We start from the raw sequence: 16,753 nt of genomic DNA on the forward strand, positions 1-16,753 counted from the left end.
GGAGGAGACGAGATGAAATTCAAACTGTTGCTGGCGGCGTTGCCGTTCGTCGGGATGTACACCGGCGGCTCGATCGCCGAGGTGCGGCCGCTGCTGTTCGGCCTGCCGTTCCTGCTCGTGTGGAACCTGATCTGGATGGCGGCGACCGCCGCGATCCTCGCGATCCTGTTCCACCTCGACGAGCGTGACGCGGCCCGCGACGGCCGCACGGGAGACGCGCGATGAACGCATCGATCATCATCATCGCGGCGTTCGCCGTGTTCGCGCTCGCGATCGGCGTGATGGCGCGGCGCGGCCGCAAGCTCACGCTCGAGCAGTGGGCGGTCGGCGGGCGCGGCTTCGGCTCGCTGCTCACGTTCCTGCTGATGGCCGGCGAGGCGTTCTCGACGTTCTCGTTCCTCGGCGCGAGCGGCTGGACCTACAGCAAGGGCGTGCCCGCGTTCTACATCCTGTCGTACGGCTGCCTCGCGTTCGTGATCGGCTACTGGATGCTGCCCGCAGTGTGGCGCTATGCCAAGGAACGCGGGCTCGTGTCGTTCGCCGACTACTTCGCGTCGAAGTACGACAGCCGCGCGATCGGCGTGCTGGTGTCGGTCGTCGCGGTGTTCGCGATGGTGTCGCTGCTGATGATCCAGTTGCGCGGGCTCGGCGTGATCGTGTCGGAGATGTCGTACGGGCTGATTCCGCAGGCCGCCGCGATCTGGATCGCCGCGACGCTGATGGCCGTCTACATGGTCGTGTCGGGCATCCACGGCTCGGCGAACATCGCGATCGTCAAGGACGTGCTGATCCTCGGCATCGCGATCTTCCTCGGCCTCTACCTGCCGATCCACTACTACGGCGGCCTCGGCGCGATGTTCGCGAAGATCGACGCCGTGCATCCGGAACTGCTTCGCATGCCGGAGCATGGCTTCAACCTGAGCTGGTACAACTCGACGATCCTGCTGACGTCGCTCGGCTATTACCTGTATCCGCACGGCTTCACCGCGATCTACGTCGCGAAGGACGAACGCGCGCTGCGCCGCAACGTGATCCTGATGCCGCTGTACCAGGTGCTGATCGCGTTCCTGTTCCTCGTCGGCTTCGCGGCCGTGATGACCGTGCACGGGCTCGAAGGCGCGCAGACCGATCTCGCGCTGCTGCGCCTCGTGAAGCAGACGTTCCCGGCGTGGTTCGTCGGCGTCGTCGGCGGCACGGGCCTCTTGACCGCGCTGGTGCCGGGGTCGCTGATCATGCTGAACGCCTCGACGACGATCGCGCGCAACATCTATCGCGAAGGCTTCGCGCCGAACGCGACCGATCGCCAGGTGACGCGCGTCGCGCGGATCGCACTGCCGATCTTCACGCTGGTGGTCGTGTACTTCGTGCTGCGCGGCGGTGCGACCTTCGTCACGCTCGCGATCTTCTCGTCGAGCCTGCTCACGCAGCTCGTGCCGATGCTCGCGTCGAGCTTCCTGAAGCGGCCGTTCGGCACGCGGGAAGGCGCATTCGCGGGGATCGTCGCCGGTGCGATCGTGATCGCGATGACGAACTACTACGGCGTGACGCTCGCCTCGCTGTTCCCCGGCGCATCGAGCACGCTCACGTCGATCAACCCGGGGCTGGTCGCACTTGCCGTGAACGCGGTGGTGTTCATCGCGATCAGCGCGGTGCAGCGCAAGCTGAAGGCGCGGGTGGCGGCGCCCGTCGGCTCCGCGTAACGGCCCATTCGTGTTGCCGCCGTCGAGCCGTCGAACCGCCGGGCTGCTGCCCGGCGGTTTTTCCGTTCGGTGGCACCCGAACCATTTCGCATGACAACAGGACACCAATCGATGACTACCGAGGACAGAGCCGACGACCGGCGTGAAGCAATCGATACGCTGATCGCCAACGGCTGCGTGATCACGATGGACCCGCAGCGGCGCGTGATCGAGAACGGGGCGGTCGCCGTGAAGGGCGATCGCATCGTCGCCGTCGGCGATACCGCCGAGCTGCACGCGCGTTATCGTGCTGCGCGCACGATCGACGCACGCCGCAAGGCCGTGCTGCCGGGCCTGATCGATGCGCATGCGCACGCGGGCCATGCGATGCTGCGCACGATCGGCGGCGCGGATGGCGATGCGTGGTCGGCCGCGGCCGAGACGATCTACACGCGCGCGTCCGACGAGGCGTTCTGGGAAACCGAATCGCACCTCGCGGCGCTCGAGCGGCTGAAGGCCGGCGTGACGACGGGCGTGTCGCTGCTCGGCGGCGGTAACTCGATCATGCGCGTCGACGATCCCGTCTACGCGCGGCGCCATTGCGACGCGGTCGTGCGCACCGGCACGCGCTCGATCGTGGCCGTCGGCCCGTCACGGCCGCCCGCGCCGCGCGCCTACACGCGCCACACGCCGGACGGCAGCGAGACGCACGACATCGATTTCGACACGATGTACGACGTGTGCGGGCGCATCGTCGACGAATGCCACGGCGATGCCGACGGCCGGATCCGGATCGCGCTCACGCTGCCCGTGTATGGCCCCGAGCATGATCCGGAACTCGCACAGTACGAGCGCGCGTTCCGCGACCAGGCGGCGCGCTACGGCGCGCTGGCGCGCGAGCGCGGCCTCACGTTCACGCAGGACGGCCATCGCGCCGGCACGCTTGCGTTCGCTCATCGCGAACTCGGGCTGCTCGGCCCGACGTCGTTCATGTCGCACAGCATCGACCTGACCGACGACGACATCGCCGCGTGCGTGGAAACCGGCACCGCGATCGTCCACAACCCGAGCGCGATCATGTCGATCATCGGCCGCTGCCCGGTGCCCGAGCTGATCGATGCGGGCGTGACCGTCGCGATCGCATCGGACGGCGCGGCCCCCGATCGCGGCTACGACATGTTCCGTCACATGTGGCAGTGCATGCACTACCATCGCCGCCACTTCCGCGACCCGGACGTGCTGCCGCACGGCAAGGTGCTGGAGATGGTGACGATCGATGCGGCGAAGGCGCTGTCGCTCGATCGCGAGCTCGGTTCGCTCGAAGCCGGCAAGCTCGCCGACGTCATCCTCGTCGACCTGTTCCGCCCGCACATGATGCCGATGAACATGCCCGTGTATCGCGTGACGTGTTTCGCGAATGCGGCCGACGTCTGCATGACGATGGTCGGCGGGCGGGTGCTGATGGAGGATCGTCGCGTGCTGTCGGTCGACGAGCACGAGATCCTCGAGCGTGTAATGACCGTCGCGCAGACGATGATCGAGCGCAGCGGGTTGCGTCGCCTGCTCGACGAGCCGAAGACGCTGTGGGGCCGCAGCCGCTATTGAGCGACGGGTTTACCGCGTGCGGCCGGCCGATGGGCCGGCCGCCATCACGCCACGGCCGCTTCACCAACCCGGAATTGCGCGACGGCATCGCTGAGCCGCGTGCTCTGATCCTCGAGCGACAGCGCCGCGGCAGCCGCTTCCTCGACCAGCGCGGCGTTGCGCTGCATCGTCTGCTCCATCTGGATCACGGCGGCATTCACCTGCTCGATGCCGGAGGTCTGCTCGTCAAATGCGATGCTGGTCTCGTTCATGATTGCATTCACGCGTTCGACCGCGGTGACGAGTTCGGTCATCGCGGAACCGGCGAGCGCGACGAGACCGCTGCCGTCTTCGACGCGCTGCGTCGAGTTGCCGATGAGCTCGCGGATTTCCTTCGCCGCCGATGCGCAGCGCTGCGCGAGCCCGCGCACCTCGGTCGCGACCACCGCGAAGCCGCGCCCCTGTTCGCCCGCGCGCGCGGCTTCGACCGCGGCGTTCAACGCGAGGATGTTGGTCTGGAACGCGATGCTCTCGATCACGCCGACGATGCCGGAGATCCGTGCGGAGCTGTGCGAAATCGCCGACATCGTTTCGACGACGCGCTGCATCGCATCGCCGCCTCTCGATGCGATACCGGCCGCACCTTCCGCGTAGGTGCGTGCATCGCGCGCGTTGTCCGCGTTCTGGCGGACGGTTGCCGTCAACTGCTCCACGCTGGCCGCGGCCTGCTGCAGCGACACGGCCTGCTGTTCCGTGCGCGCGGACAGGTCGACGTTGCCGCTCGCGATCGTGCGGACGTCGCCGACGATCGTCTCCGTGCTGGTGCGCACCTGGGTCACGGTTTCGACGAGGCCGTCCTGCATCTGCTTCAGCGCGTTCAGCAGGTACGCCATCTCGTTCTTGCCGGGAATGACGACCGTGCCGGTCAGGTCGCCTTTCGAAATCCTGTCGAAGTGGTCGACGGCGAGATGGATCGGCTCGATGATCGCCTTCGCGAGCACGCGCTGCGCGAGGAACCCGACGATCAGCGCGAACAGGGCGACTGCCGCCATCGCCCACACGATCCGTTGGAAGCGTGCGCCGGCCGCGTCGTAGCGCGCCTTCTGGCGCGCGACCTGGAACGATTCGAGCGCGTCGATCGCGTCCTGGTAAGCCGTGAACAGAGCCGGCGGCGCGGTGCGGTGCGTGTCGAGGAAGTCGAATGCGTTGTCGTGATCGAGTTGCGACATCGCTTTCAGGAACACCTGGTCGAGCAGCGTGCGGCGGCGGTTTTGCAGCGTGTCGAACAGGGCCTGCTCGTCCGCGTCGAGCGCGTGCAGGCGCGTGTATGCGTCGAGTTCGTCGTTGCTCTGCTTGAGGAGCGTGTGGAGCTGCGCGATTTCCGCCTTCGCGGGCTGGCCGGCGCTGATGATCTGCGCGACGTCGCTCACGCGCTCGCGCAGCACGAGCATGCGCTCCGAGCTGGTTTTCAGATGAAGCAGCGACGCGGTGTCGTCGCGGTACATCGCTTCGAGCGAACTGTTGCCGGCATAGAGCGCGGCGATGCACGCGCCGACGACCAGTACGAGCAGCGCCGTATAGCCGGCGATGGTCGCGACGAGTCCGCCGCGGATGGTGAGTTTTCGCATGACGTTTCCTTGCCGGCGGCCCGAAGGGCGGACGACGGCGGATAGGGATTCCGGATCACGAACGACGACGGGCACCGCGGCGCAATGCGGGGTGCCGGGATTGCGAACGGGTTAACGGCAGGATTGGCGGCGTACTTTTATCCGCATGCGACGTGAATCAGGCAGATTCCGACAGGACGGGCCGGGAAAACGGATGCGTCGCCGCGGGAAACGGCGCGTCGATCGGGATTCACCCGAATCGTCCGCGCAGCCGGCTATCCGCTATTCGCCAATCGCCAGTCGCGACCGGATCTCGTCGACCGACAGGTCGCGCTGATGCGTGGCGATTTGCCAGGTATTTCCCCACGGATCCCTGACCATCGCCCGCCTGTCGCCGTACGGCATGTCGGCCGGGATTTCGAGCGAAGTCGCGTGCGCGGCGATCGCGCGCCGGTAGGTCGAATCGGTATCCTCGACATAGACATAGAGGAACGCCGGCATCGGATCGCGCAACCCGTCGTCGCCGCTCACCATCACGACGGAATCGCCGATCCGGATTTCGGCAGGCAGCCCTGAGCGGAATTCGCCCTGCGCGAGAAACACCGTCTTGATGAAGCCAACGAGATCTTTCGGATCGCTTGCGATGATGCGGGGCGTGACGGTATGCCATCCATCGGGCTGAAACTTGACCATGTCGAACGACCTCCGGGAGCGACTGGCACGGGCAGGGTATTGTCCTCCGGGACCGGACGATGCGCATCCGCGGAATCAAGGGCCACGAACGATTGGCTTCCGATCCGGTCTGATGCTGGCGTCGCCGGACATATCGGGTCCGGTCAGTCAGGAGCAACATGATGCTGATCGTTTTCTTTCTGGTTGCGCTTTTCGCGATCGTTGTGACCATGTCCCGCGGCGTGGCCCGCCGGGCAGACGCGAAACTTCGCGCGCGATTCGACGCGGAAGGCCCGCGCGGCGAGGTGTCGCGCCAGTTGATGCACGATGCGGGATACGGCGTCTGAGTGGCTGCATCCGTTGCAAGCTGCCTGATTGCAAGGCCGTCGCAAGCCTGGGACGGTGCAGATCGACGAAGGTGCATTCCGCCGTGCGCGATGCGCCTTTCCTTGCGTTGACGGGTGGCTGCAACGTGCATTATCCGCCGGGCACCACGGATATCGAACGCGCGCGTTCACGCGCATGCGGGTCCGCCGTGCCGTCGCGTGCCGGCCCGAAGCCGCGGCACCGTCGATGCCGATGGTTGATCGCCGGTGTACATGCTAGGATTTCCATCAAACAACTTCGGAGACTGCCATGCCGTTCATCTGCGAAAACGTTGAATGCCGTGCCGTGCTGGCTCGAGGGCAGGTCAGGTCCCGTCAGGAAGACGCGGGCTGGTGCTTCTATTGTCCAGACTGCAACGCCAGGAACGAATTGAAGGATATCGGCGGCGCGGGCGGCCCTGTCGAGCTGGTTCAGCCTGAACGATCCGGTCTTCCGCACAAGGTCGTCGCGACGGCCCGGCCACTGGAAGACGGCAGATATGCAGCGCAGTTGCGCGTTCAGCGTGCGCTCGCGGTGAAAGGAACGTACGCGGCCGAAGAGCACTGGGAAGAGCTCGGCGTCTTCCCCGACGCGCAAGAGGCCGTCGCGCATGCGAAGTCCTTCGCGACGGACTTGCTGCAGCGAGCGGCGTAATCACCGATACGATCGATGGTGCAGCCGTGCTGCGGGCAATGCCACTGCATTTGCCTGCCGGCCGGCGCGCTTGTCGATCCTGTTCCGGCGCAATGAATGCGCGCCCCTGTAGCGCCGCACGTTCGTGCGGCTCGAGGGCGTTGCCACGGTTGCCTGAAACGAAGAAGCGGCGTCGCGCGCGACGCCCCTTTGCATGGCCCGCCCGCGTCCGTCAGTTGTAGATATCGAACGCGAAGTACTTCTTCGCGATTCGCTGATATGTGCCGTCCTGAATCAGGCTCGCGAGCGCCTGGTTGATCTGCGTGCGCAGTGCGTCGTCATCCTTGCGCACGCCGATCGCGGAGCCGACGCCAAGCGTCTTCGGATCATGCAGCGGCGGCCCCGCGAACTCGAAGTTCGCGCCCTTCGCGGTCTTCAGGAAGCCGAGATCGGCCTGCACCGACGACTGCAGTGATGCGTCGAGGCGGCCGGAAATCAGGTCCTGATAGACGAGGTCCTGTGTCTGGTACGTGCGCACGATCACACCCTTCGGTTCCCAGTACGTGCGCGCATAGGTCTCCTGCGTCGACCCCTGCTCGACGCCGACGCTCTTGCCGGCCAGCGACTCGGCCGTCGGCTGCAGGGTCGAGCCGCGCCGCGCGACGAGGCGCGGCGGCACATTGTTGATCTTGTCGGTGAACGCGATCTGCGCGAGGCGCTTCTCGGTCACGCTCATCGACGACAGCACGCCGTCGAACTTGCGCGCCTTCAGCGCCGGAATCATCCCGTCGAACGCATTCTCGACCCACACGCAGCGCACCTTCATGCGTTCGCAGATCGCGTTGCCGAGATCGATGTCGAAGCCGACGAGCTTGCCGTCCGGCGCGAGCGATTCGAATGGTGCATAGCTGGGATCGACGCCGAGGCGCAGGACGGCCGGGTCTTTCGCGGCGGCGGCGCCTGCCGTCAGCGCGAGCGCGACGGCAATGACGAGCTTTTTCATGACTGTCTCCATGATTGATGTCGTGGGTGGTGAAGCGAATGTGCGGCCGGCAGGCGTGACGGCCCGCGCCCGGCCATGCGCGGGCGGCTTGGACGATCGCCGGAAGATGCCGGCGGGCGTTCCGATCAGGGAATCGGGCGAGTCAGCGCGCGGCGCCGGTGATGCGCGCCATGCTGCGCCGGTAGCCGGCGGGCGAGAACGCGGCGTTCAACGCGGCCATCGACGCGATCACGCCGATATGCATCCACCACGCGATCGCGAAGCCGCCACCCGCGTCGCGCAGCCAGCCGATCAGCCAGGGGCTTGCGGCGACGGTCAGGAAGCCGACGCCCTGCACGAACGCGGCGAGCGCGCCCGCGAGTCGCGCGTCGGGCAGATGGTCGAGCGTGACGATCAGGCTCATCGAGAAGAAGCCGCCGAGCCCGAGGCCGACGGTCGCGACCCACAGCCACGGCGCGAGCGCGGGCATCGTCGCGAAGCCGACGAAGCCGGCCGCCTGCAACGCGAGCGTGAGCCACAGCACCGGGCGGCGATCGTGCGACCGTTTCGCGAGCATCGGCATCGCGAGCGCACCGGCTGCCTGGAACAGCGCCATCCACGCGAGCAGGTTGCCGCTCGCCTGCGGGCTCATGCCGACGCTGCGATAGAACGCGGGCAGCCAGGCGACGAGGCTCGCGTAGCCGCTGTTGCTGAGGCCGAAGAACAGCGCGAGCAGCCATGCGCGGGCGACCCGCGCGAACGCGGTGACGGGCGCCGATGCCGCCGCCGCATGCACCGCGTCGCGCGGTGCCTTCGCGCGCCACAGCGCGAGCGTGACGAGTGCGGGCACGGCCCATACCGACAGCGACAGATGCCAGCCGCCGTGCGCGGCGAGCCACGGGCTCGCGACCGCGCCGAACGCGCCGCCGCCGACCAGCGCGGCCGAATACAGGCCCATCGCGAGCGGCAGGCGGTCGACGAACCAGCGCTTTGCGAGGCCCGGCGCGAGCGACTGGACCACCGCGACGCCCGCGCCCGCGACGATCGCGGTGACGACCAGCCTGGTGCTGCTGCCGGCCCACAGGCGCGCTGTGCAACCCGCGGCGATGAGCGCCAGCGCGGCGATCAGTGCGCGCTGCTCGCCCACACGCCGCGCGAGCCCGACGCCGATGCCGGCGACGACGCCCATCAGCACGAACGGCAGCGTGGTCAGCAGCGCGGCCGCGCGGAAACCGAGGCCGGTGTCGGCGCGCACGAGATCGAGCACGGGGCCGAACGCGGTCAGGAACGGACGCAGGTTGAGGCCGGCCAGCACCAGCAGCGCGAGCGCGCCATAGGACACGGAAGCCGCATGCGGGCGGGGAACGGCTTGTGCGGTGCCGGGGTCGGTCATCGGAATGCTCCAGGGGGGCCGGTGGCCCTGTGATGCGATGCCGAAAGGGTAAAGGCCCGCCTGCCCGGGGGAAAATTAAATATTCGACTGGGTATCAGTGCGGAATGCGATGGCGCGGTGTGCCGCCGTTGACGGTCGGCGCACCCGTCGCGCCAATGCTCAGACGGTCACGACGATCTTGCCGACCTGCGCACCGGCTTCCATGTACCGATGGGCTTCGGCGATGTCGTCGAACGCGAACGTGCGATCGATCGACGGCTTCAGCGCGCCGGCCGCGAGCACGTCGACGATGAAGCGCTTCGCGCGTTCGAGCCGCTGCGCGTCGCCGCGCTCGAGCCCGCCGAGCTCGATCAGCGCGCCCCATGCGGTGACGAACATCATCCACGTGGCCGCGGCTTCCTCGAACGACAGGTTCGCCGGATGCCGGACGAGCGCATGCGCGCGCCCGCCGTCCTTCAATCGACCGGATGCAGATCCTGCAGCAATGTCGGCACGAGCTCCGACACGGTCGGGTGGATATGCATCGCACGACTGATCGTCGTGTACGGCGCGCCGGCGGCCATCACGTCGAGCAGCCCGTGCACGACCTCGTCGCCGGTCACGCCGAGGATCGACGCACCGAGAATCGCATGGCTGTCCGCATCGATGATCACCTTCATGAAACCCTGGCTCTCGCCTTTCTCCACCGCGCGTCCGACGCGCGTCATCGGCCGCGTGCCGACCAGCAGCCGGCGACCGGTCTGCTTCGCTTCCGCGAGCGTCATGCCGACGCGGCCGAGCGGTGGATCGATGTACATCGCATAGGCGGTGATGCGGTCGGACACCTTGCGCGGATCGTCGTCGAGCAGGTTCGCCGCGACGATCTCGTAGTCGTTGTACGCAGTGTGCGTGAACGCGCCGCGCCCGTTGCAGTCGCCGAGCGCCCAGATGCCGGGCACGTTGGTGCGCAGCTGGTCGTCGACCGTGATGTAGCCGCGCGAGTCGGTCGCGACGCCGGCCTGTTCGAGCCCGAGATCGCCGGTGTTCGGCACGCGGCCGACCGCGAGCAGCAGGTGCGACCCCGCGACCTCGCGGCCGCCGCCCGCGCAGTCGAGGCCGACCACGATACCGTCGCCGTCGCGCCGCGCATTCAGGCAGTTCGCATCGAGCTGCACGTCGATGCCTTCGTTCGCGAGAATCTCGCGCACGGCCTGCGACACGTCCTCGTCCTCTCGATGGATCAGGCGCGAACCTTTCTCGACGATCGTGACCTTCGAGCCGAAACGACGGTACATCTGGCCGAATTCGAGCCCGACGTAGCTGCCGCCGATGATCACCAGATGCTCGGGCAGGAAGTCGACGTCCATCATCGTCGAGTTGGTCAGGTACGGCACCGAGTCGAGGCCGGGCATCTTCGGGATCTGCGCGCGGCCGCCGACGTTGATGAAGATACGGTCGGCCTCGAGCAGGTCGTCGCCCACGCGCACCGCGTCGGGGCGCTCGAATCGGGCATGACCCTGAAACACGGTCGTGTTGTCGAGCCCGCGCACCCATTGTTCGACGCCCTGGTTCGAGCGGCCGGAGATCCGGTCCTTGCGCGCCTTCACGGCCTTCATGTCGACGCTGACGGGGCCGACCGACACGCCGTATTCTTGCGCGCGCCGCGCGAGCTGCGCGGCGTATGCGCTTGCGATCAGCGTCTTGGTCGGAATGCAGCCGGTGTTCACGCAGGTGCCGCCGAAGCGGCCGCGTTCGACGATCGCGACTTTCATGCCGGTGCCTGCGAGCCGCGCGGCGAGCGGCGGCCCGGCTTGGCCCGTGCCGATGACGATCGCGTCGAAGTGTTGCGTCATGACGTCCTCCTGCGCTGGTTCAACGTGGGAAGGGGGACGCGCAAGCCGCATGCCGCGCCGGCGCGCGCCCCGAACAGCGACGAGCGTTTATGGTAGACCGGTTGGCGGGGGCGTGGGAGTCGCATGGATGCGCGAGAGGCGGAACCTCGTGCATTCACGGTCGGGAGGGTCGCTGCCCGCCGCGGGACAATGCGGTCCCCTTGATGTGTCCCTGCATCGAGTGCCCGCGACAGGAAGGGCCGAGGGCCGGCGGCGCATCAGCGCTTCGACCGCCCGGCGCGCTTGCGCTCCGGTGCCGCCTTGCCGACGTCGACGGGCACAAACGGCGCTTCGAAGTGCTTGACGAGAAAGTCGATGAACGCGCGGGCACGCGTCGATTCGTTGCGTTGCCCGGGGTAGTACACGAACAGGTCGGCGGACGGCAGGACGACGTCGGGCAGCACGAGACGCAGTCTGCCGCTCTGGATGTATTTGGCGAGATCCCACTCCGAGCGGATCAGGATGCCATGACCGTCGAGCGCCCAGCGCAGCACGATGTCGCCGTCGTTGCTGGACAGCGAGCCGCTCACCTTCAGCGCCTCGAGATGATCCTCCTGCATGAAGCGCCACACGCCGAACGCATCGTCGTTCTGCGTGTGGATGATGCAGCGGTGATGTGCGAGATCCTCCTTGCACTGCGGCACACCGTTGCGCTCCAGATACTTCGGCGACGCACACAGGAACCGGCGATTGCTCATCAGGCGGCGCGCCCTCAAGCGCTGGTCCGGCAACTCGCCGAAGCGGATGGCCATGTCGAATGCGCCTTCGACCAGGTCGACCGGGCGATCGGTGACCACGAACTGGACATCGACGTTCGGATAGCGCTTCGCGAATTCCGACACCAGCGGCGCGATGGTCGTTCGCCCGAAACCGAGCGTCGCATTGATGCGCAGCCGCCCGTGCGGGTCCGCGGGCGTGCCCGCGATCGCGTCCTCCATCTCGCGCACCTGGTCGAGAATCTGCGTGGCGTACCGCGCATACATCTCGCCTTCCGGCGTCAGGCTGACGCTGCGGGTGGTCCGGTTGACCAGCCGCTTGCCGAAGCGGTCTTCGAGAATGCCGAGCCGCTTGGTTGCCGCGGGAGGCGTGATCCCGAGCGAGCGGGCCGCGCCCTGGCGAGCTGGACGAAGAACTCGAAATCGGAGGTCGAATCAGTTCTCACTTTTGGTAAAAAATGAAATGAATTGAGGTGAATTATAGGGCGCACTCCGCGGACTATGCTCCGTCTCGTTGCAGCAACGTGCATGCAATCGAAATAGCCCGCAAACGTGTCAGTCCAGGAGACGCCGCCATGAGAATCGTCGAGATTCGCGAACAAACCGTACCGATCAGCTCCCCGATCCGCAACGCCTATATCGACTTCAGCAAGATGACGTTGAGCCTCGTCGCCGTGATCACCGACGTGATCCGCGACGGCAAGCCGGTCGTCGGCTACGGCTTCAATTCGAACGGCCGCTACGGCCAGGGCAAGCTCATGCGCGAGCGCTTCATCCCGCGCATTCTCGAAGCCGACCCCGATTCGCTCGTCAACGATGCCGGCGACAATCTCGACCCGCACAAGATCTGGGCGACGATGTTCACCAACGAGAAGCCGGGCGGCCATGGCGAGCGCTCGGTCGCGATCGGCACGATCGACATGGCGGTGTGGGATGCGGTGGCCAAGATCGAGGGCAAGCCCCTGTTCCAGCTGCTGGCGGACCGCTACGGAGAAGGCCGGCCGAATCGCAGGATCTTCGTCTATGCGGCGGGCGGCTACTACTACCCGGGCCAGGATCACGAGAAGCTGAAGGACGAGATGCGCAGCTACATCGACCGCGGTTACACGGTCGTGAAGAAGAAGATCGGCGGCGCATCGCTCGACGAAGACCTGCGCCGCATCGACGCGATCCTCAGCGTGCTCGGCGATGGCCAGAAACTCGCCGTCGACGCCAACGGCCGCTTCGATCTCGACACCGCGATCCGGTATGCGAAGGCGCTCTCGCAATACGACCTGTTCTGGTACGAGGAGCCAGGCGATCCGCTCGACTTCGAGCTGCAGGCGACGCTGCGCAATTACTACGACAAGCCGATGGCGACCGGCGAGGACCTGTTCTCGATGCAGGACGCCCGCAATCTGATCCGCTACGGCGGCATGCGCGCCGACCGCGACTGGCTGCAGTTCGACTGTGCGTTGAGCTACGGTCTCGTCGAGTATCTGCGCACGCTCGACATGCTGCGCCAGCACGGCTGGTCGCCGAGCCGCTGCATTCCGCACGGCGGTCACCAGATGTCGCTCAATATCGCGGCCGGCCTCGGCCTCGGCGGCAACGAGTCGTACCCGGACCTGTTCCAGCCGTACGGCGGCTTCCCCGACGGCGTGAAGGTCGACAACGGCTACATCACGATGCCGGACCTGCCGGGCATCGGCTTCGAAGGCAAGGCCGACCTGTACGCGGAAATGCGCAAGCTGTCCGCATAAGCGGTGCAGGCACGGTGCGCCGGCCGCTCGACGGCGCACCGCATCACATCACACAACAATCAGTCGGGCAGGCGGAAGCGGTGTTTGCGTTCGGGGCGATGGGCTGCATCGCCGGCACGCGGGCGCTTTCCGAAAACAGGACGTCATGCACAGGAGACAAACATGCTGGCATCACGCATTCGCAGAACGCTTTCCAAACTCTACGTCCAGGTGTTGATCGGCATCGTCGCCGGCATCCTCGTCGGACACTTCTACCCGGATATCGGCGCCCAGCTCAAGCCGCTCGGCGACCTGTTCATCAAGCTGATCCGGATGCTGCTCGCGCCGATCATCTTTGCGTCGGTCGTGGTCGGCATCGCGCGCATGACCGATCTTCATGAGGCCGGCCGGGTCGGCGTCAAGGCCGTGCTGTATTTCGAAGCCGCGTCCACCGTCGCGCTCGTGGTCGGGATGGTGGTCGTGAACCTGATCCGGCCGGGCAGCGGGATGAACGCCGATCCGGCGAAGATCGACAGTGCCGCGATCGCCAGCTACACGCATGCGGCGCAGCATCACGGCACGCTCGATTTCCTGATGAGCATCGTGCCGGGCAGTGTCGTCGGGGCTTTTGCGAACGGCGAGATGCTCCCCATCATCTTCTTCTCGGTCATCTTCGCGATCGCGCTCGCCAAGCTCGGCCCGAGGACCGCGCCGCTCGTGGACATGCTGGACATGTTCCTGCAGGGGATGTTCGGGGTCGTGCGCATGGTGATGGTTGTCGCGCCCGCCGGCGCATTCGGCGGGATGGCGTTCACCATCGCCAAGTACGGCATCGGCACGCTCGCGCAGTTCGGACAACTGATGCTATGCCTGTACCTCACGTCGATCCTGTTCGTCGCCGTGGCGCTCGGCCTCGTCATGCGCATGTGCGGGTTGTCGCTGTGGAAATACCTGCGTTATATCCGGGACGAGATCCTGATTACGCTCGGCACGGCGTCGACGGAAGCCGTGCTCCCGCAGATGCTGCTCAAGATGGAGCGCATGGGCTGCTCGCGTCCGGTCGTCGGGATGGTGCTGCCCACCGGCTATACCTTCAATGCCGACGGCACCGCGATCTACCTGACGATGGCGTCGCTGTTCATCGCGCAGGCATTCAATATCCATCTGTCGATCTGGGATCAGCTCCTGCTGCTCGGCGTGCTGCTGCTGACGTCGAAGGGCTCGGCGGGCGTCGCGGGCGCGGGTTTCGTCGCGCTCGCGGCAACCTTGTCGACCATGCATCAGGTGCCCGTATCGGGCCTCGTCCTGCTGCTCGGCGTCGATCGCTTCCTGAACGAAGCGCGCGCCGTGACCAACCTGATCGGCAACGGCGTGGCAACGGTGGTGGTGGCTCGCTGGGAAGGGGCGCTGGACATGGACAGGGCACGCGCCGTGCTCGACCGTCGCGCCGGCCTGGAGTCGATCGTCGCGGACGAACACGACGCGGGCCCGCCGGCGCCGGAGCGACACGCGCAGGCGAGCGCGCCGGGCATGCAATCGAATTTGCGCTAGTCGCGGCGTGTCAGGAACACGGACACGCGCATGACGAAACCTGCGCATGCTTGCCGTGCGCGGGTTTCATTCCTTGCGTTTCCACCGGCTCAACGAAACCGGCTTGCGCGGATCGGCCCGCACCGCGCTGACGACATCGGGCTTGTCGGGATCGAGCGGAAACGATTCGGTGTAGATCCGGCTGGAAAACACCCAACCCTGCGTGCGCGGGTCGTAGCGGAACGTGACGTAGTCGCTCCAGTGCTGTCCGCATGCGACGTCGTTCTGCACCGTGAAATAGCGTCCCTTCACCGCGATCCCGCCGTCGGCGGCATCTTGCGGATCGAACGGATCGCACTGCAGCGCATCGTTCGCACGCAGCACGACGCCGTCGTTGCGCGCGGCGAGCCGATAGGTATGGTCGGCCTGTTCCTCGTAGACGAGGAGCGGCCGCGGCGACGGCTGTTCGCGCGTATCGGTCGCGCGATGCACGACGACGAGCAGGCTGTGCAGCCCGTTGCCGAGTGGCGGGCCTGGCTGCGCGACGAACGGCCGATAGCCGGCCGGCAACTGCGCGGCGATCGATGGCGGCAGCAGCGGCGCCGCCTGCGCGTGGCAGCACCACGCGGCGAACAGCGGAACGAGGGCACGACAAACCGCCGCGGCCGGCGTGCGCATCGCGCCGATCACAGATCGCGCCCGAGAAACTCGGTACCGGGCACCGGGTTGAACGTTACCGGCGGCGCGGGTGTGAAGCCGAGCGAACCATACAGTTGCCTTGCGGCGACGAATTCGGGCAGCACGTCGAGACACATCCGCGCATAGCCGGCCGCCTGCGCATCGCGCAGCAGCCGTTCGACGAGCTGGCGGCCGACGTTCAGCCCGCGCGCTTCGGGACGCACGTACACGCGCTTCATCTCGCACGTCGCCGCGTCGATTTCGCGAAACGCCGCGCAGCCGACCGCGCGCTCGCCGTGCCACGCGAGCAGCAATTGCCCGCGCGGTGCCGCGTACTTGCCCGGCAGTGCGGCGAGTTCGGGCTCGTAGTCCTGGAACGCGAGGCTGACGGTGGGGCTCGCGATGTACTCGCGGAAGATCGCTTCGACGACGGCGGCATCGTCGGGATAGCGGGCGGCGCGGATCTCGATCATGGCGGGTGGCGCGGGAGGGCGGGAACGGCAGCCAGCATAGCAGCGCGCGGGTGCTTTCGGCGGCCCGCGAAGCGTGCCAGAATCATCGCCTTCACCGTCGGAATTCGACACAAGACGACACGCAGGACACGCAGGCGCCGGCGCTTCGGCGTCGCTGACCAAGGAGACTTCGATGACTGCATCGGCTGCCGTACTCGCCATTCTGGCCGCGCTGTGGCTCGGCGCGATGATTCCGGGCCCGAGTTTCGTGCTGGTCGCCCGCAATTCGATCGGCCTGTCGCGCCGCGACGGGCTCGCGACCGCGCTCGGCATGGGCGTTGGCGGGATCGCGTTCGGCGGCGTCGCGCTCGCCGGGCTCTATACGCTGTTGCAGGCGGTCGAATGGCTGTATGTGGGGCTCAAGCTGGCGGGCGGCGCGTACCTGATCTACATGGCGTCGAAGATCTGGCGCGGCGCCGACCGGCCGATCGCGATGGACGACCCGCAGGGCGTCGCCGCCGGCAGCGCGCGCAAGTCGTTCTGGACGGGCCTCACGACCCAGCTGAGCAACCCGAAGACGGCGATCTGGTACGGCAGCATCTTCGCGGCGTTGTTACCGCAGCATCCGCCGCTGTGGTGCTACCTGGCGCTGCCGCCGCTCGTGTTCGGCGTCGAATTCGGCTGGTACACGATCGTCGCGCTGTGTTTCTCGACCCGCCGGCCGCGCGAACTCTACCTGCGCGGAAAGAAGTGGGTCGACCGCGTCGCGGCCGGCGCGATCACGCTGCTCGGGCTGCGGCTGATCCTGAACGCGCCGAAGGCGGGGATCTGACGACGGGCGGTGTCGCCGGGGCGCACCGCCGTGTCAT

At 67.0% G+C, this 16,753-nt stretch carries 15 protein-coding genes and 2 pseudogenes; 8 read left to right on the forward strand and 9 right to left on the reverse strand.

Annotation, left to right across the window (positions count from 1 at the left end):
- Positions 1-12 precede the first annotated feature (12 nt).
- The 3 genes from DIE15_RS34150 (at position 13) to DIE15_RS34160 (ending at position 3,284) form a co-directional block, all read left to right on the forward strand.
- Positions 13-225: a DUF3311 domain-containing protein gene (locus DIE15_RS34150; protein ID WP_014900269.1), complete on the forward strand. Its 213-nt coding sequence runs from the start codon at positions 13-15 to the stop codon at positions 223-225.
- The gene (locus tag DIE15_RS34155) at positions 222-1,700 is read left to right on the forward strand and encodes a sodium:solute symporter (protein WP_057925822.1); all 1,479 of its coding nucleotides are present in this window, start codon (positions 222-224) and stop codon (positions 1,698-1,700) included. The genes DIE15_RS34150 and DIE15_RS34155 overlap by 4 nt, the downstream gene beginning before the upstream one ends.
- A gap of 111 nt (positions 1,701-1,811) precedes the next feature.
- Positions 1,812-3,284: an amidohydrolase family protein gene (locus DIE15_RS34160; RefSeq protein WP_124835618.1), complete on the forward strand. Its 1,473-nt coding sequence runs from the start codon at positions 1,812-1,814 to the stop codon at positions 3,282-3,284.
- 44 nt (positions 3,285-3,328) lie between these two features.
- On the opposite strand, the gene DIE15_RS34165 is transcribed toward DIE15_RS34160, so the two are convergent.
- Positions 3,329-4,891: a methyl-accepting chemotaxis protein gene (locus tag DIE15_RS34165; protein ID WP_124835619.1), complete on the reverse strand. Its 1,563-nt coding sequence runs from the start codon at positions 4,889-4,891 to the stop codon at positions 3,329-3,331.
- Positions 4,892-5,152: 261 nt separating this feature from the next.
- Positions 5,153-5,563, reverse strand: coding sequence for a VOC family protein (locus DIE15_RS34170; RefSeq protein ID WP_057925819.1), 411 nt, complete (start codon positions 5,561-5,563; stop codon positions 5,153-5,155).
- Positions 5,564-5,721: 158 nt separating this feature from the next.
- Here DIE15_RS34170 and DIE15_RS37280 point away from each other — a divergent pair, with 158 nt between their 5' ends.
- Complete coding sequence (locus DIE15_RS37280) at positions 5,722-5,889, forward strand: hypothetical protein (protein WP_185734598.1); 168 nt, start codon at positions 5,722-5,724, stop codon at positions 5,887-5,889.
- A gap of 289 nt (positions 5,890-6,178) precedes the next feature.
- Complete coding sequence (locus tag DIE15_RS34175; RefSeq protein WP_057925818.1) at positions 6,179-6,562, forward strand: hypothetical protein; 384 nt, start codon at positions 6,179-6,181, stop codon at positions 6,560-6,562.
- Positions 6,563-6,773: 211 nt separating this feature from the next.
- On the opposite strand, the gene DIE15_RS34180 is transcribed toward DIE15_RS34175, so the two are convergent.
- From DIE15_RS34180 to DIE15_RS34200, 5 genes and pseudogenes are all read right to left on the reverse strand, one after another.
- Positions 6,774-7,544 (reverse strand): ABC transporter substrate-binding protein, encoded by a 771-nt coding sequence (locus DIE15_RS34180; RefSeq protein ID WP_057925817.1) that lies wholly within the window; start codon positions 7,542-7,544, stop codon positions 6,774-6,776.
- Between the two features lie 142 nt (positions 7,545-7,686).
- Positions 7,687-8,916, reverse strand: coding sequence for a cyanate transporter (locus tag DIE15_RS34185; protein ID WP_124835620.1), 1,230 nt, complete (start codon positions 8,914-8,916; stop codon positions 7,687-7,689).
- Between the two features lie 159 nt (positions 8,917-9,075).
- Positions 9,076-9,357, reverse strand: a pseudogene (locus tag DIE15_RS34190) (zinc-binding dehydrogenase); the annotation flags it as partial.
- 14 nt (positions 9,358-9,371) lie between these two features.
- On the reverse strand, positions 9,372-10,748 hold the full coding sequence (locus tag DIE15_RS34195; RefSeq protein WP_124835621.1) for an FAD-containing oxidoreductase: 1,377 nt from the start codon (positions 10,746-10,748) through the stop codon (positions 9,372-9,374).
- 257 nt (positions 10,749-11,005) lie between these two features.
- A pseudogene (locus DIE15_RS34200) lies at positions 11,006-11,949 on the reverse strand (LysR substrate-binding domain-containing protein).
- A 129-nt stretch (positions 11,950-12,078) separates the two neighbouring features.
- On the opposite strand from DIE15_RS34200, the gene DIE15_RS34205 reads away from it, so the two are divergent.
- Together DIE15_RS34205 and dctA are read left to right on the forward strand one after the other, a co-directional pair.
- On the forward strand, positions 12,079-13,245 hold the full coding sequence (locus DIE15_RS34205) for a mandelate racemase/muconate lactonizing enzyme family protein (protein WP_057925813.1): 1,167 nt from the start codon (positions 12,079-12,081) through the stop codon (positions 13,243-13,245).
- A gap of 162 nt (positions 13,246-13,407) precedes the next feature.
- The gene (gene dctA / locus DIE15_RS34210; protein ID WP_124835622.1) at positions 13,408-14,775 is read left to right on the forward strand and encodes a C4-dicarboxylate transporter DctA; all 1,368 of its coding nucleotides are present in this window, start codon (positions 13,408-13,410) and stop codon (positions 14,773-14,775) included.
- Between the two features lie 66 nt (positions 14,776-14,841).
- Here the strand turns inward: dctA and DIE15_RS34215 are convergent, their stop codons facing one another.
- Entirely contained in the window at positions 14,842-15,432 is a 591-nt protein-coding gene (locus DIE15_RS34215) for a hypothetical protein (protein WP_124835623.1), read from the reverse strand.
- An 8-nt stretch (positions 15,433-15,440) separates the two neighbouring features.
- The gene (locus DIE15_RS34220; RefSeq protein WP_124835624.1) at positions 15,441-15,905 is read right to left on the reverse strand and encodes a GNAT family N-acetyltransferase; all 465 of its coding nucleotides are present in this window, start codon (positions 15,903-15,905) and stop codon (positions 15,441-15,443) included.
- A gap of 172 nt (positions 15,906-16,077) precedes the next feature.
- On the opposite strand from DIE15_RS34220, the gene DIE15_RS34225 reads away from it, so the two are divergent.
- Positions 16,078-16,716 (forward strand): LysE family translocator, encoded by a 639-nt coding sequence (locus DIE15_RS34225; RefSeq protein ID WP_057925810.1) that lies wholly within the window; start codon positions 16,078-16,080, stop codon positions 16,714-16,716.
- Positions 16,717-16,753 lie beyond the last annotated feature (37 nt).

Origin of the sequence: Burkholderia sp. Bp9031 (assembly GCF_003857965.1) — a bacterium.
Lineage (GTDB): Bacteria > Pseudomonadota > Gammaproteobacteria > Burkholderiales > Burkholderiaceae > Burkholderia > Burkholderia ambifaria_A.

Bases quoted from the DNA above. Each gene is read 5' to 3' on its own strand.
- DIE15_RS34150 (WP_014900269.1), top strand. From the start codon at position 13: ATGAAATTCAAACTGTTGCTGGCGGCGTTGCCGTTCGTCGGGATGTAC.
- DIE15_RS34155 (WP_057925822.1), top strand. From the start codon at position 222: ATGAACGCATCGATCATCATCATCGCGGCGTTCGCCGTGTTCGCGCTC.
- DIE15_RS34160 (WP_124835618.1), top strand. From the start codon at position 1,812: ATGACTACCGAGGACAGAGCCGACGACCGGCGTGAAGCAATCGATACG.
- DIE15_RS34165 (WP_124835619.1), bottom strand. From the start codon at position 4,891: ATGCGAAAACTCACCATCCGCGGCGGACTCGTCGCGACCATCGCCGGC.
- DIE15_RS34170 (WP_057925819.1), bottom strand. From the start codon at position 5,563: ATGGTCAAGTTTCAGCCCGATGGATGGCATACCGTCACGCCCCGCATC.
- DIE15_RS37280 (WP_185734598.1), top strand. From the start codon at position 5,722: ATGATGCTGATCGTTTTCTTTCTGGTTGCGCTTTTCGCGATCGTTGTG.
- DIE15_RS34175 (WP_057925818.1), top strand. From the start codon at position 6,179: ATGCCGTTCATCTGCGAAAACGTTGAATGCCGTGCCGTGCTGGCTCGA.
- DIE15_RS34180 (WP_057925817.1), bottom strand. From the start codon at position 7,544: ATGAAAAAGCTCGTCATTGCCGTCGCGCTCGCGCTGACGGCAGGCGCC.
- DIE15_RS34185 (WP_124835620.1), bottom strand. From the start codon at position 8,916: ATGACCGACCCCGGCACCGCACAAGCCGTTCCCCGCCCGCATGCGGCT.
- DIE15_RS34195 (WP_124835621.1), bottom strand. From the start codon at position 10,748: ATGACGCAACACTTCGACGCGATCGTCATCGGCACGGGCCAAGCCGGG.
- DIE15_RS34205 (WP_057925813.1), top strand. From the start codon at position 12,079: ATGAGAATCGTCGAGATTCGCGAACAAACCGTACCGATCAGCTCCCCG.
- dctA (WP_124835622.1), top strand. From the start codon at position 13,408: ATGCTGGCATCACGCATTCGCAGAACGCTTTCCAAACTCTACGTCCAG.
- DIE15_RS34215 (WP_124835623.1), bottom strand. From the start codon at position 15,432: ATGCGCACGCCGGCCGCGGCGGTTTGTCGTGCCCTCGTTCCGCTGTTC.
- DIE15_RS34220 (WP_124835624.1), bottom strand. From the start codon at position 15,905: ATGATCGAGATCCGCGCCGCCCGCTATCCCGACGATGCCGCCGTCGTC.
- DIE15_RS34225 (WP_057925810.1), top strand. From the start codon at position 16,078: ATGACTGCATCGGCTGCCGTACTCGCCATTCTGGCCGCGCTGTGGCTC.